Source organism: Acinetobacter sp. P37 (assembly GCF_057480965.1).
The window spans coordinates 32653-45531 of sequence record NZ_JBLIYY010000022.1 but is presented as its reverse complement, the minus strand read 5'-3'; the positions used below and the strand labels follow the sequence as shown (position 1 = coordinate 45531).

The following is a 12879-nucleotide window of genomic DNA, read 5'->3' as shown; positions in this document are numbered from 1 at the left end:
TCTTAGCGCTGATGGTAGTGTGGGGTTACCCATGTGAGAGTAAGTCATCGCCAGCTCATTATTCGAAACACCCCCTGATATGTCAGGGGGTGTTTTTTTATGCGGGGAAAAAGGGAAAAAGGGAAAAGAAGAATAGAAGAATAGAATAGGAAAATGAATAAGTTAAAGTGACGAATAAATGAATATTTCTGCCTCAAATATAAAGTTAATAGTCTTCAATATTTCTATAAAGTTTATTGATCCGCTGAAATAATTGATTGCGTTGCAGCTTTAAGCATATATAAGACTTGGCCTAATAAAATGTCCTTATCTGTCAATGCCACAATAATCATGGGATGATTTTGTGCAGCAACAGATGCAAGTATCGCTTTTCCATTTTCGGCATCTAAGGTTATATTTTGACAACCGACCAAATGAATTTCTTTAATAAATGCTGACACCATTGCAAGGATAGAGCTGCTAACCGCAGCTAACTTGCTATTGTTATATTGCCCACGTTTGTAAACACTCGTTAGCTCAAATCCATCTGTTGAACACACCATGATGAAATGAACGCCTCGTGCATTGTTAATAATATTATTTATTTGTTCACGGGCATGTTGTATTAACTCATTCGAAGCGGTGCGTTTTGTGACATTAAACATTAGTAGCTCCTTATGCAGTGATATAGTGATTTACTTCGATTGAGGTAATTAAAGCTTCAAGAAGCAGTAAAACGTCAGATTTTTTGCGACAGTCGATAAAGAATAGGGGCGAATATAAGTCCTGACTAATTAACCAATCCTTATAGATAGCGGTATTTGTCGAACTTGTGATTTCATCTGTATGGGTAATTCCAATGGCTATGTTATCTGTATAGTTTTGGAAGGTTTCTAAGTAGCTTTCGAGTTCACTTAAGGGGTCATTAACATTATGATCAATCAGAATAATCGTCCCGATTGCGCCTTGACAAATCACTGGCCAAATAAAATCAAAACGACTTTGTCCAGGGGTACCATATAAACCTATTTTTAAACCATCTTCTAAGGTCACTTCTCCGTAGTCGATACCCACTGTAGTTTCGAGTTTTTGATGGCTGGTTTGGTCAGTGTTAAGCGCTTCAGTAAGTAAAACAGGGATATCCGAAAGTGAGCGGATCGCTTCAGTTTTTCCAGCACCCATAGAACCAGCAAAAACAATTTTATATTGCTGAAGAATCATGTTTGATGTCCTATTCTAAAATCCAAATTTACGGCGTAATTTACGAAAGAAGTTTTGCACAAAGTTCTTTTGTTCTGTTGTTTCATGCTTTTCAGGTGGCGTGTAATGTTTATCCCAAAGATTTATTTTTTTAATATTCAGTGATGCCATATTCGCAGCAATGAACTGTCGAACGGTGCTGAGGGGTATATCATATTGTTCTGCAATCGTTGATATCTTTGCGCCCTGGATAAAGCATGCAGAAAGTTGAAAAATTTGTTTATGAGATAAATGTTCAGCAGGTTTTGGCCAGCTTAAAATTCGAAAATGACCATCTTCAGGAACTGTTTGGTAAAAATTCGGAGTTTGCCAAAATAGATTCCATATCCAGTCTTGAAGGATGACGGGATGCTTTCGACTTACATGGGTCATATCTTCAATTGATGCGAAATCATATTTAAAACTAGCATCTGTGTGTTGAAGTTGACGCTCGAGGTTGAGCCAAGCTATATTTTGCGCGGTATCGATTACTGCTATTGTACCTAGATCATCATATAGGTGTAATTTTTCATGGTTATCTTCTGCATACATTTTTTTGAAGTAATCATCTTCCAAATTAAAATCGCTAAAGCTTTGAGTTTGACATTTTTGTGCATGCTCTATGGATTCATTAAGGCCATTATGGCTGACGAGATGTTTATCAATCCATTGATTGAGCTCTTGATTGTCATCCACGGGTAGGAACAGCGTATTATTTCTGACACGCCCAGATTGTTGGTAGTCTTTCGAGATCTTGAGCCAAGGTAAAGCGCGGCGCGTTAATATTTTTTGAATTCCTTCGGTGTCAAAAAAACGCTCATGAATAAATAAGCAATCGAGATTCACATCAGATGCACTTTTCCATTGGATATTAAAGTGCTGTGGAAAAATTGCGTAAAGCTGATGTTTGAGTTGATCTGAATCATGAATACTTAATCCAGCAATGCCGATATTGATATATTGCTTATTCATGGTGTTCCTCGACTAATTTTATTCAAACCTGTAAAACATTTTGGGAATAAAAAACCCTCTTATTGGCATAAGAGGGTTGGGTGAAATTAAGCAAAATCTAAATTTTTTTCATAGGTTTTTAATTCGTGTCGAGCCATGGCTAGGTTTGCTTTGGCACGATCAAGTACTAAATATAAGAATACGGATTCATTATTTTCCAGTGGACGAATCAAGTGATACTGCTTTCCTAGAGTAATTAAAATATCGACAATGTGATCGTCTAAATTGAGTGACTGAGCAACACGTCTTTTGGAGCGAACCACTTCAGTATTTCCAGCAGCTGCTAATTCTAAATCAATATCTCCACCGCCTTGTGTCGCCATAGCTAGGCCACTTTCACCGTCTACCAGTGCCGCTGCATGAAAACCGTCGATTGTTGTGAGTGATTCTAATGAAACTTTAGCCATTTTTATGCCCCTCTTTTAGGTTATACATGATTATTATTTGTAGATATTTAGGTAATTAAACTAGCGTTTTTAACTACTTAATTTAATTATAGGAAGCAAGTATTGCTTTGCAATCAAATTAATTTTTTGCTTTAAAAGGATAATATTTTCTAATTATATTGTTTAGTTTTTGGATTAAAAAAATGTGATTTAATTTGCTGTATATATTTTTTTATGTGTTTTCGGACTTCATTTTTGATGTAAAATTTACCAAAAATTCAAATGTAAAATTTTGTAAATATTGTGATAAAACTCGATTTTTGCAGAATAAAGCTGACTGATTTACATAAAGAAAACAAAAAGTGATCTAAAGGCGTGTAATTTAAAATATTCGATTAAAAAAACCTGCTTAAAAAGCAGGTCATTGATTTAGAAAAATGAAGTCACTTAAGCAAAAATATTACAAGCTGCAGATGCCAAAATCCATAAAATCACCACTGCAACGATAGGCTCTACAATTTTTGACCATGTTGGCACTTGTACTTCAGTTGTCACGTCATCTTGCGTATGTTGTTGATTAACCATTTGATTGAACTCCTTCATTGATGCTTCTAATGATATCTCTTCTTGCAGATTTGGTTTAGAACCAAGAAGCTCTGTTAGGTTGTTTGTTGACCAAACCCAATCATCCGCTTGACCAGAAAGGTGTTCAATTTGTCCATTAAGTAATTCTTGAATGCTTTGTGGTGAGTGTGAGCCGGTATCATGAAGTTGCTTTAATTCATTTAATTGTAATTGAAAAATTTCAGTTGTTAGGTGTTCAAGTTCAGAGCGTTCTAATATTGATCCATTCGATGAATTGGTGGTCAGATGGCGTGAAACTTCTTGGATATAGAGTTCATCAGGCTGAGTAATTTCTTGATAAACCTTTTGAGCATTATTGCGGAGCTGATGAATCAATTCACCTAAAGTTAATGCATTGATTTCACGTATATGTTGACGTTTTTCTTCACGATTTAAATGACTTAAAAGCATAGGCTTTTGAGATTCTATTTGTTCGACAAAATATTGTACTAAATCAAAAGCCATTATTCGCTTCCTTATTCTTTAATCGAGCAACCTTAAACCTGGTTTTTTCTTCGGCTGCTCTTGTTGTTCTTGGTCGTTTGATTTTAAAGCATTTTGATCATTCTGAATACCTTCATATTCTTGAGGATCGAAGAACATGCCTTGACCATTTTCACGTGCATAGATACCTAGAACAGCAGAAAAGGGGATATAGAGGTTTTGCGAAACGCCACCAAAGCGTGCAGAGAAAGTAATCGTCTCATTGCTCATATGCAGCGCATGCGTTGCATGAGGTGCAATATTCAGGACAATTTGGCCATCTTGAATATATTGAACTGGCACCATCGTATCTTTCTGTGTCGCATCGACAAGTAGATAGGGCGTAAGTTGATTGTCACAAATCCATTCATAAAGTGCCCGTGTTAAGTATGGACGCGTTGGAGTGAGTTGTAGTTCCTGTTCAGACATAATGCTTACTCGAAATATTTATGAAAAATTAATTTTTTGCTAAAAAATCGCTATAGCGATTTTTTTCCTGCAATGTCATTGATTTGATAAATGCTGGACGGCTAAAGATGCGTTGGCAATAGAGAAATATAGGGCGGCATTGCTGTTTGGGAAGCTCAATCCCCATAGCTTTTAGGCGCAGAAATATAGGCGCGAGCATACAGTCTAACATGCTAAATTGTTCAGACATAAAATAAGGATAATGCTGAAACAAGGGGGTTAGTGAAATGAGAGTATCACGTAATTGTTTTTGTGCTCTTTGCTTGGCTTTTTCATCGAGGGTATCGGGATGGCGAAGCATAATATCCGCCAGTCTTAACCAATCTTGTTCGAAGCGCCATACATATTGACGTTGCTCTGCACGAGGCATGGGTGCATCTGCATACAGTTTATTTTGACGATATCGGTCATCCAGATATTCGGCAATAATACTGCTGTTATAGAGTTTTAGGCCATTTTCAATCATCATCGGAAGTTGATTGTAGGGATTTAAACTCGCAAGATCTTCGTCTTCATCATCAGCAATAATTAAATTATGTTTGATTTGCTTCTCTGCAAGTACATAGCGTATCCAGTGTGAGCGAAAGTCATCCGCATGACTGTAAAGCGTAATCCCTTGGAGAGGTGCATTTTCGACTGACATAATCCGAGACGATGAGAAATGAATAAGATAGGATACTAAAATTAGACAGTAAAATCACGGAGACTTTAGCAATATCAATGCCGCTACAGTGAAAATTACAGTTTTGTTTTATTTGATTTTATCTGATAGATTTTCATGTCATTCATTTACCTGATCATCACCGCATGATGACCGTTGCACTTGTACAAAAATTATTATTTTTCGCTGCTGTTTTTTTTTTATGGGCATTGGCTTTTATACGGCATTCGCTGGAGGTTATGCCTCTGATTATGGAGCAGAGGATGATAGCCCTGAACAAAAAAGCAAAATGACCATTTGTACAATTACACTAACACTGTCGGTTATATGCTTTATTGCGAGTTTGAGTCTTTTTGTTTATCGGATCGTTATTCTATTTGCATCATCTTCATAAAAATTAAACATAAAAAAACCTTGGCATAAGCCAAGGTTTTTTGTCCGATTCGGTAAACGAATTAACGTTTAGAGAATTGAGGACGTTTACGAGCTTTACGTAAACCAAGTTTCTTACGTTCAACTTCACGAGCATCACGAGTAACGAAACCAGCTTGACGAAGAGCAGGTTTAAGAGTTTCGTCAGAAGCAATCAATGCACGAGTAATACCGTGACGGATAGCGCCTGCTTGACCACCGATACCACCACCAGCAACAGTGATGTAAAGGTCATATTTCTCAGTAGCTTCTAAAAGCTCAAGTGGTTGATTAACAACCATACGAGCAGTTTCACGACCGAAATATTGTTCTAAAGAACGGTTGTTGATTACGAGTTTACCAGTACCAGCTGATAGGAAAACACGTGCAGTTGCGGTCTTACGGCGACCTGTACCATAGTTAGTAGCCATGTGCTGTATCCCTTAGATGTCCAAAACTTGTGGCTGTTGAGCAGTATGTGGATGCTCAGTACCAGCGTACACTTTCATTTTCTTGATCATTGCATAACCAAGAGGACCTTTTGGCAACATGCCTTTTACAGCACGTTCGAAGATTTCTTCTGGTTTGTGAGCAACTAATTTTTCGAAATTAGTTTCACGAATACCACCAGGGAAACCAGTGTGGCGATAATATTTCTTATCAAGTGATTTTTTACCAGTCACTTGAACTTGCTCAGCATTGATAACAACGATGTAGTCACCAGTGTCAACGTGAGGAGTATAAGAAGTTTTGTGCTTACCGCGTAAACGACGAGCGATTTCAGTCGCAAGGCGACCTAAAGTTTTGCCAGAAGCATCAACAACGTACCAGTCGTGTTGAACTTCAGCTGGCTTAGCGCTGAGAGTTTTCATTAAACCACTACCTATTATAGTTGGTTTGGACTATGGAAGCTGTCCAAACAAAAGGAGACGCGATTCTATACGAATACGTGAAGAATCACAAATGAAAATATAAAATTTCAAGCGCTGTATTGTAGTGTATTTCTTCAGCAATAAACAGCAGATAATCCAGAAATTATAAAAAAAGCGGATGAAAGTAAATCATGTCGAATTCTAATCTGTTAAAAAACACATCTGAACCCTCATTTTGGCGGCAATGGTTGCAATTAATGGGCTTATGTAGCGCCTTGGTTTTAAGCCCAACTTTTTTGTATTTGGTGTATTTGCACGGGGCGGATGGTGCGATCATCGTTTGGTTAATGATGCTCACTTTATTTTTCCTTAGTTATTTATTGGTTTATCTGTTGATTGGATTATTGCTTGTGGGTGGTATGTCTTTTTGGCTGATAACGAAGTACCCGCAACATGTGTCAGCCGTTCAGCACGGCATTGTAATTCTTATTGCATTGATTTGGATCATTGGCATTTCAGGTTTTGCTTTCGATTTCATCCCATACAATGTCGCACAACGCGCTTATTTTTGAGTTTTAGTCCGATATTTTTAGTCAATAAAATTAGGTCTGTCATGTGCATCACACAGTATAATAATGCTATTGCACACACAGGATAGACCCATGCTGCCTTTATATATCACGAGCGGTGAACCCGCAGGTATCGGACCTGATATTTGTTTGAGCTTAGCCAATCGAATAGATGAAAGGCCACTTGTGGTTCTTATTGATAAAGATTTGCTGCTCAAGCGTGCTCAACAGTTAAAGCTCGAAGTTGAACTGATTGACTATGTTGGGCAGGAGGGTTCGGCAGCTCTAGGTCAGCTTTATGTGGAACATGTACCTGTAACTACACCTGTTATTGCAGGTCAGTTAGATGTGAATAATGCAGCCTATGTGTTGGAACAATTACGTCGTTCTGCAGATTATGCGATGTCTGGCAAAAGTGTAGGTGTTGCAACTGCACCTGTGCAAAAGTCGATTATTAATGATGCCGGTATCCATTTCAGCGGACATACGGAGTTTTATCAAGAATTTGCAGGCGTTGATCGTGTCGTGATGATGCTTGCGACCAAAACGCTCCGTGTCGCATTGGCAACTACACATTTACCGCTTCGTGATGTAGCCGATGCCATTACTCAAGAACGATTGCATCAAGTCATCGATATTTTAATTCATGATTTAAAAACCAAATTTAAAAAAGATCATCCGCATATTTTAGTCTGCGGTTTAAATCCGCATGCGGGTGAAGATGGCTATTTGGGCATGGAGGAGATTGAAGTGATCAATCCGGTGCTAGAGTGTTATCGCGCTCAAGGAGTGAATATGAGCCTGAGCTTACCTGCTGATACCTTATTTACCCCTGAAAATTTAAAAGATGCCGATGCGGTTTTGGCGATGTATCACGATCAGGGCTTACCTGTGTTAAAGTCGCAGGGCTTTGGCGAAGCCATTAATATCACTTTGGGCTTACCGTTTATTCGGACTTCAGTGGATCACGGCACAGCACTGTCACTGGCTGGAACTGGTCTTGCTAAAAGTTCGAGTTTACAGGTGGCGGTTGATTTGGCTTTAGAATTAGCACGTGCGAAAAATAACGAAACTTAATAATAAAGGTTTGAATTTTATATGAATAATAGTAAAAAAATATCAAAAATAAAACAGGAAAATAACAAGATGCTTAGGGTGAAATCGATCATTCGCCCATTTTTTGGGATTGCGTTAGCGTTGATGCTGTCAGCATGCTCAACGCTCGCTACAGATCATCATTCTTGTGAATTAAAAGTATTATCGCTGCAAATTCCAAAACAGACGGAAGGATTTATACGTTTTGCATCACCGGCTGCCGTGGATGGCTTTAAACATAATCAGCAAAAATTTAATCAAGCGCTGACTGCGGTGCATAAAAAATATGCGAATCGTGATGGTGCTGATAAAATGCTTCAAGATGGACAGGCAATCAATGCTAATATTGATCTGCTTGTACAGCATCAAAATAGCCTGAGTGCGCTATATGAATCTCAACTTCTTGTAAGTGAAACCATTCCGGGTATTCAAGCTGAATATAACATTCTGGCTGATATGATGGCTAGAGGAAACAATTCAGCTATTCAAGCAATGATTGCCAAAAATCAAGTCTATATTGCGGGACGAATGTTGAGTTCTTTGCTGAAGTTAACTGATGTGAATTCTATTCATCCAGACGATTTAGATGACTTTTTAGCAGATTTTGAAACTTTCAATATTTATTTGAAGGCTCAACTGAATGGTAATCCCGAACTGGGTGTAGAGCGCGTAAACAATGCTGAAATGCGTGAAAGTTTGCTCTCCATTCAGGCTGAAACTGAAGAAATGATGAAATCTGAAACAATGGCTTTGTTGCAACAAAGAGAGCCATTGCTCAGTGTAATTAAAGCGGCTCGGGATAATGTGACCAAGTCCGAAGAAATTTTTGCTCGCTTGAGTGAATTTGAATCAAGTCAGTAATCGTTGTAATAAACCTATGCGGAGAATTTTATGTATCAAATTAATGCCCTAAACCCAAAAGATGAAGGGCATCACACGCGTAAGCGGTTTGGACAGAATTTCTTACATGATCAACGTGTTATTGCCAAAATTGTACGTTCGGTAAATCCGCGTACTGGTGACAATATTGTCGAAATTGGTCCCGGTCTTGCTGCGCTTACATCGCCTTTAATTGGTGAATGTGATGCTTTAACTGTGGTTGAGCTGGACCGTGACTTAGCCGCAGGTTTGCCGGGCCGTGTGCCGCATCCTGAGCGCTTGACCATTGTTGAAACCGACGCGCTGAAATATGACTTTACCGAGCTGTTTACCGAAGGCCGTCCTCTGCGTGTGGTTGGTAACTTGCCGTATAACATCTCAACACCGCTGCTGTTCCATCTCTTGGAGTTTGGCGACAAAGTCAAAGACATGCACTTCATGCTGCAAAAAGAAGTTGTGGACCGTATTACCGCTTCACCGAATACTAAAGAATATGGTCGTTTATCGGTGATGATCCAATACTTCTGCAAACCGACGTTTTTATTTGAGGTGCCGCCGGGCTCATTTAATCCGCCGCCAAAAGTCACCTCTGCGGTATTCCGTTTAGAGCCTTATGCTGTTAAACCGATTGTGGCGAAAGATGAAAAAGCGCTTGCGCGTTTGGTTTCACATGTCTTTACTCAGCGCCGCAAGACCTTGCGTAACAGCTTAAAAGGCATGTTGGTTGAAGATGGTTTTGAAAATGCAGGGGTTGATCCAATGGCGCGTCCAGAAACCCTAACACTTGCAGAATTTGTCGCATTAGCAGATCAAATGGTGGCTTAATAATTATGACTCGCACTATTCGCTATAACTATGTCATTGGTGATGTTCAAGGCTGTTTTGAAGCATTAAAAGCTTTACTGAAAGAGATCAAGTTTGATGCAGACCAAGATTTTATATGGTTTGCCGGTGATCTCGTCGCACGGGGTGAAAACTCGGTAGGCGCTTTGCGGTTCATCAAAAAATTAGTGGATAGTGAAGTTGCGGCGACGGTACTGGGCAATCATGATCTGACTTTGCTGGCATGCGCTCGTGGTATTAAGGATATCAATCCTAAAGACAATATCGATGATGTGATTCACGCTTTAGAAAGTGATGATTTGATTGATTGGTTACGCAAGCAGCCGCTGTGTCTATTTCCGAATGAGCAAACCATTTTGACTCATGCGGGTATTCCTTTGAATTGGACTGCGCAGCAAACCGTAGACTTGGCAAAAGAGGTGGAGGCGGTGATTGGTCATGACGACTTTGATGTGGTTGATGCGTTTCTTCAAGTGATGTACGGTAAAGAGCCAAACCTATGGTCGGATGATTTGTCGGGTCATGCGCGCTTACGCTGTATTACCAACTATCTGACCCGCATGCGCTTAACCGATGCTGAAGGCCGTTTAGAGTTTAGTTTTAAAGACTCACTCGATGACCCTATGCCGAAGGGTTTTAAGCCATGGTTTGAGTTTGAGTCACAAGCAGCGCAGACCCATCAAATTCTTTTTGGTCATTGGGCGGCTTTGCAAGGAAAAAGCATTTCAGCAAAAATCCAAAATGTGGATGGCGGATGTGTCTGGGGTAATCAGTTGATGGCCTATCGTCTGGAAGATCAAACCATGTTTGCTGTCGATAATCCTGTGATGTAAGTATTTAAAAATAAAAAAGCCGCATTGATGCGGCTTTTTATTGGTGTGAGGATTAGTCTAAACGAATCCAAGTTTGGTTACGGCCCAAGACTGAAACGCCAATACTTGCACGGATCGAAATACGTTTTCCTGTGCTGTTTAAGCGCACTTTAGCATCATAAACCTTGCCAGAAAGAGGGTCGATAATACGACCTTTTTCATAATTATTCGTATTATTAATTTGCTTTAAACCTTTAACAATTTCCATGCCGAGAATCGGTTGGTTGGTATAAGGCGCAGGGCACTTATTACAGTTTTTTTGTGGTGTATAGCCAGGACGTGGTGTAATTTTAATAATTTTACCGGTATAGGTATTATTGGATTCTTTGTGAATCGAAATAATCGCTTTGGCCGCTCCTGTTTTATCGTCAATTTGTTGCCACGTGCCAGCAATGTCATTTGCAAATGCGCCATTCATCAAACCGAATGTGCATAGGCTGAATAATATTTTTTTAAACATAATCGCTTTTCCCCTAGAAGCGTGATTTATGAGCACGTATGTTAGAAAGTTTACGAGAATAGTCAACTTTATTTTTAAAATAATTTGAATATCTTAGGCATAAAAAAACCGCCAACATGGCGGTTTTTATGACACTGAGCTTATTCTTGGCGAATCCAAGTTTGGCTACGACCGAGTGCTGAAACACCCATATAGCCACGTAGCGTGAGACGTTTTCCACTGGCATTTAAGCGAACTTTTGTGTCGTAAATTTTGCCAGATAGTGGGTCAATAATACGGCCTTTGTCGTAATTATTGGTCCCTTCAACATGTTTTAAACCAGTTAACACATCAAGGCCTAAAATCGGTTTGTTTTTATAAGGTGCAGGACAGTTTACGCAGGTGTCACGTGGCGTATAACCCGGACGCGGCGTCACTTTGATGATTTTACCCACGAATGTACCATTAGTTTCTTTACGGATTTCAATAATGGCTTTTTGTGAACCTGTTTTATCATCAATTTGTTGCCAAGTCCCTGAAAGGTCTTGAGCAAAAGCTGAACCACTCATTACAGCAGCTAAGAATAAGAGGCTCACTTTTAATTTTTTCATCAGATATTCCCTGTAGGTGGTTCACCTATATCAAATCAATTTACTGAATAAATTTAAAATTTATTCAACGCGAATCCATGTCTGTGTACGACCAATCGCGGAAATCCCCAGATATCCACGTAAATGTAAGCGCTTACCATTGGCAGAAATTTTGCCTTTTAAGCTGTAAATTTTGCCTGCTAAAGGATCAATAATTTTTCCTTGAGAGTAGGTATTTTCACTTTCAAGTTTCAGCCCCTTAAATACATCCATCCCTAAAATAGGCTGGTTGGTATAAGGTGCAGGGCAATTCACACATTTTTCCTTTGGTGTATAACCCGGACGTGGCGTCACTTTGACAATTTTGCCGGTATAGGTGTCTTTGGCATCTTTTCGAATTTCGATCAGTGCTTTAGGCGAACCGGTTTTATCGTCAATTTGTTGCCAAGTCCCTGTAAGATCTTGAGCATAGAGTGCAGAGCTTGTTACTACAGCACCGAATAATGCAGCCCATTTCAAACTTTTTTCGATCATATTAATAATCCTTTATCAATACACTTTGTGAGGGTTTATTGATCATACTAGGTAATATCTGAACTTAGAGCAACTACTCTAAGCATAAATATTTACATTTTATTCGGGAAAGTTGACATGTTGCACAAAAGTGCCTTTACCAAAAATGTAACATCCACAGCACATCGTTCAATGTGTTGTGGTGTACCCTAGAATTTATATTAAGTTTATTTTTTATACAAAACAATCATTTAAAAGTGATTGCTCAGTCACATATTTTGTAGATAGAGTATGAAAGTTGGCAACCAGATTGCTGTGAAGACTGCATTTACCGCCATGCCAAATGCCGCATAGCGCCCAGCAATGCTGCCGCGCTGCCAAGCTTGAGCTGTGCCAATCGCATGTGCAGCAAGTCCTAAGGCGAGTCCTGATGCACGTTCATCATGAATATTTTTAAGTATGATGGGTGAAAATGCTGCACCAATCACCCCTGATAAAATCACAATCAAAATAACCAAAGGAATCGGGGAATGCAGCAGCGTGGCAATGTTGATGGCAATAGGGGTGGTCACTGCCCGTGTAGCAAAAGCCATAATGGTTGGATCTGACAAATGCAGCAAATAAGCCAGCCCCATAGGGAGGGCAACGGCACTGATACTGGCAAAGACTAAAATCCCGCCCACGGCTTTTAATGGCAAGTCATCGTAGCGCATCGCTGCTAAAGGAATGGCCAAGGCCACTGTGACATAGCCGAGTAAGTTATTGAACAGTGGATTCACGTGTGCCATATAACTTTCATAGGAAATGCCAAAAAGATAGAGCATACCAATGACGAAAAACATCCCAATCACAATCACGGGGATTTGCGGTAATTTTTTATTAATAGGTTTTGCGACAAGATAGGCGATCAGGGTAATGATGAATCCAGAGATGATTGAAAGCATG

Annotated in this window: 18 protein-coding genes; 5 read left to right on the top strand and 13 right to left on the bottom strand. The window is 39.4% G+C overall.

Annotated features, from left to right (window positions below; translation table 11 throughout):
• Positions 1 to 233: 233 nt before the first annotated feature.
• From AC25JC_RS15720 to rplM, 9 genes are all read right to left on the bottom strand, one after another.
• Positions 234 to 644, bottom strand: coding sequence for a roadblock/LC7 domain-containing protein (locus AC25JC_RS15720; RefSeq protein ID WP_078194283.1), 411 nt, complete (start codon positions 642 to 644; stop codon positions 234 to 236).
• 10 nt (positions 645 to 654) lie between these two features.
• Entirely contained in the window at positions 655 to 1200 is a 546-nt protein-coding gene (locus tag AC25JC_RS15715; RefSeq protein WP_249683247.1) for a GTP-binding protein, read from the bottom strand.
• Positions 1201 to 1215: 15 nt separating this feature from the next.
• The gene (locus AC25JC_RS15710) at positions 1216 to 2190 is read right to left on the bottom strand and encodes a hypothetical protein (RefSeq protein ID WP_180128804.1); all 975 of its coding nucleotides are present in this window, start codon (positions 2188 to 2190) and stop codon (positions 1216 to 1218) included.
• Between the two features lie 86 nt (positions 2191 to 2276).
• Positions 2277 to 2636 (bottom strand): roadblock/LC7 domain-containing protein, encoded by a 360-nt coding sequence (locus AC25JC_RS15705; protein WP_180022868.1) that lies wholly within the window; start codon positions 2634 to 2636, stop codon positions 2277 to 2279.
• Between the two features lie 426 nt (positions 2637 to 3062).
• Complete coding sequence (locus AC25JC_RS15700) at positions 3063 to 3704, bottom strand: hypothetical protein (RefSeq protein WP_486924392.1); 642 nt, start codon at positions 3702 to 3704, stop codon at positions 3063 to 3065.
• An 18-nt stretch (positions 3705 to 3722) separates the two neighbouring features.
• The gene (locus AC25JC_RS15695) at positions 3723 to 4151 is read right to left on the bottom strand and encodes a ClpXP protease specificity-enhancing factor (RefSeq protein ID WP_486924391.1); all 429 of its coding nucleotides are present in this window, start codon (positions 4149 to 4151) and stop codon (positions 3723 to 3725) included.
• A gap of 28 nt (positions 4152 to 4179) precedes the next feature.
• Positions 4180 to 4833, bottom strand: a complete 654-nt coding sequence (locus tag AC25JC_RS15690) for a glutathione S-transferase N-terminal domain-containing protein (protein ID WP_486924390.1) — start codon at positions 4831 to 4833, stop codon at positions 4180 to 4182.
• Positions 4834 to 5306: 473 nt separating this feature from the next.
• Positions 5307 to 5693 (bottom strand): 30S ribosomal protein S9, encoded by a 387-nt coding sequence (rpsI, locus tag AC25JC_RS15685; RefSeq protein ID WP_078190115.1) that lies wholly within the window; start codon positions 5691 to 5693, stop codon positions 5307 to 5309.
• 12 nt (positions 5694 to 5705) lie between these two features.
• Positions 5706 to 6134: a 50S ribosomal protein L13 gene (gene rplM / locus AC25JC_RS15680; protein WP_004722943.1), complete on the bottom strand. Its 429-nt coding sequence runs from the start codon at positions 6132 to 6134 to the stop codon at positions 5706 to 5708.
• A 191-nt stretch (positions 6135 to 6325) separates the two neighbouring features.
• Here rplM and AC25JC_RS15675 point away from each other — a divergent pair, with 191 nt between their 5' ends.
• From AC25JC_RS15675 to AC25JC_RS15655, 5 genes are all read left to right on the top strand, one after another.
• The gene (locus AC25JC_RS15675; protein ID WP_486924389.1) at positions 6326 to 6706 is read left to right on the top strand and encodes a hypothetical protein; all 381 of its coding nucleotides are present in this window, start codon (positions 6326 to 6328) and stop codon (positions 6704 to 6706) included.
• Between the two features lie 90 nt (positions 6707 to 6796).
• Complete coding sequence (gene pdxA, locus AC25JC_RS15670) at positions 6797 to 7780, top strand: 4-hydroxythreonine-4-phosphate dehydrogenase PdxA (protein ID WP_180133905.1); 984 nt, start codon at positions 6797 to 6799, stop codon at positions 7778 to 7780.
• Positions 7781 to 7801: 21 nt separating this feature from the next.
• Positions 7802 to 8659 (top strand): pilus assembly protein PilJ, encoded by an 858-nt coding sequence (locus tag AC25JC_RS15665; RefSeq protein WP_486924388.1) that lies wholly within the window; start codon positions 7802 to 7804, stop codon positions 8657 to 8659.
• A gap of 30 nt (positions 8660 to 8689) precedes the next feature.
• Positions 8690 to 9502, top strand: a complete 813-nt coding sequence (gene rsmA / locus AC25JC_RS15660) for a 16S rRNA (adenine(1518)-N(6)/adenine(1519)-N(6))-dimethyltransferase RsmA (RefSeq protein ID WP_180133907.1) — start codon at positions 8690 to 8692, stop codon at positions 9500 to 9502.
• A 5-nt stretch (positions 9503 to 9507) separates the two neighbouring features.
• Positions 9508 to 10353 carry a symmetrical bis(5'-nucleosyl)-tetraphosphatase gene (locus tag AC25JC_RS15655; RefSeq protein WP_486924387.1) on the top strand — a complete coding sequence of 282 codons (846 nt, stop codon included), beginning with the start codon at positions 9508 to 9510 and terminating at the stop codon, positions 10351 to 10353.
• A gap of 52 nt (positions 10354 to 10405) precedes the next feature.
• Here the strand turns inward: AC25JC_RS15655 and AC25JC_RS15650 are convergent, their stop codons facing one another.
• The 4 genes from AC25JC_RS15650 to AC25JC_RS15635 all read right to left on the bottom strand — a co-directional run bounded on the left by AC25JC_RS15650 (position 10406) and on the right by AC25JC_RS15635 (position 12878).
• Positions 10406 to 10852, bottom strand: coding sequence for a DUF2147 domain-containing protein (locus AC25JC_RS15650; RefSeq protein ID WP_078194271.1), 447 nt, complete (start codon positions 10850 to 10852; stop codon positions 10406 to 10408).
• 140 nt (positions 10853 to 10992) lie between these two features.
• A complete protein-coding gene (locus tag AC25JC_RS15645; protein WP_180102447.1) occupies positions 10993 to 11442 on the bottom strand; it encodes a DUF2147 domain-containing protein in 450 nt (149 codons plus the stop codon).
• A 60-nt stretch (positions 11443 to 11502) separates the two neighbouring features.
• Complete coding sequence (locus AC25JC_RS15640; protein ID WP_180024995.1) at positions 11503 to 11955, bottom strand: DUF2147 domain-containing protein; 453 nt, start codon at positions 11953 to 11955, stop codon at positions 11503 to 11505.
• Between the two features lie 248 nt (positions 11956 to 12203).
• Positions 12204 to 12878, bottom strand: coding sequence for an LrgB family protein (locus AC25JC_RS15635; RefSeq protein WP_180077471.1), 675 nt, complete (start codon positions 12876 to 12878; stop codon positions 12204 to 12206).
• Position 12879 lies beyond the last annotated feature (1 nt).

Excerpts from the sequence above, each read along its gene's own strand:
- AC25JC_RS15720 (WP_078194283.1), bottom strand. The coding sequence starts at position 644 with ATGTTTAATGTCACAAAACGCACCGCTTCGAATGAGTTAATACAACAT.
- AC25JC_RS15715 (WP_249683247.1), bottom strand. The coding sequence starts at position 1,200 with ATGATTCTTCAGCAATATAAAATTGTTTTTGCTGGTTCTATGGGTGCT.
- AC25JC_RS15710 (WP_180128804.1), bottom strand. The coding sequence starts at position 2,190 with ATGAATAAGCAATATATCAATATCGGCATTGCTGGATTAAGTATTCAT.
- AC25JC_RS15705 (WP_180022868.1), bottom strand. The coding sequence starts at position 2,636 with ATGGCTAAAGTTTCATTAGAATCACTCACAACAATCGACGGTTTTCAT.
- AC25JC_RS15700 (WP_486924392.1), bottom strand. The coding sequence starts at position 3,704 with ATGGCTTTTGATTTAGTACAATATTTTGTCGAACAAATAGAATCTCAA.
- AC25JC_RS15695 (WP_486924391.1), bottom strand. The coding sequence starts at position 4,151 with ATGTCTGAACAGGAACTACAACTCACTCCAACGCGTCCATACTTAACA.
- AC25JC_RS15690 (WP_486924390.1), bottom strand. The coding sequence starts at position 4,833 with ATGTCAGTCGAAAATGCACCTCTCCAAGGGATTACGCTTTACAGTCAT.
- rpsI (WP_078190115.1), bottom strand. The coding sequence starts at position 5,693 with ATGGCTACTAACTATGGTACAGGTCGCCGTAAGACCGCAACTGCACGT.
- rplM (WP_004722943.1), bottom strand. The coding sequence starts at position 6,134 with ATGAAAACTCTCAGCGCTAAGCCAGCTGAAGTTCAACACGACTGGTAC.
- AC25JC_RS15675 (WP_486924389.1), top strand. The coding sequence starts at position 6,326 with ATGTCGAATTCTAATCTGTTAAAAAACACATCTGAACCCTCATTTTGG.
- pdxA (WP_180133905.1), top strand. The coding sequence starts at position 6,797 with ATGCTGCCTTTATATATCACGAGCGGTGAACCCGCAGGTATCGGACCT.
- AC25JC_RS15665 (WP_486924388.1), top strand. The coding sequence starts at position 7,802 with ATGAATAATAGTAAAAAAATATCAAAAATAAAACAGGAAAATAACAAG.
- rsmA (WP_180133907.1), top strand. The coding sequence starts at position 8,690 with ATGTATCAAATTAATGCCCTAAACCCAAAAGATGAAGGGCATCACACG.
- AC25JC_RS15655 (WP_486924387.1), top strand. The coding sequence starts at position 9,508 with ATGACTCGCACTATTCGCTATAACTATGTCATTGGTGATGTTCAAGGC.
- AC25JC_RS15650 (WP_078194271.1), bottom strand. The coding sequence starts at position 10,852 with ATGTTTAAAAAAATATTATTCAGCCTATGCACATTCGGTTTGATGAAT.
- AC25JC_RS15645 (WP_180102447.1), bottom strand. The coding sequence starts at position 11,442 with ATGAAAAAATTAAAAGTGAGCCTCTTATTCTTAGCTGCTGTAATGAGT.
- AC25JC_RS15640 (WP_180024995.1), bottom strand. The coding sequence starts at position 11,955 with ATGATCGAAAAAAGTTTGAAATGGGCTGCATTATTCGGTGCTGTAGTA.
- AC25JC_RS15635 (WP_180077471.1), bottom strand. The coding sequence starts at position 12,878 with ATGCTTTCAATCATCTCTGGATTCATCATTACCCTGATCGCCTATCTT.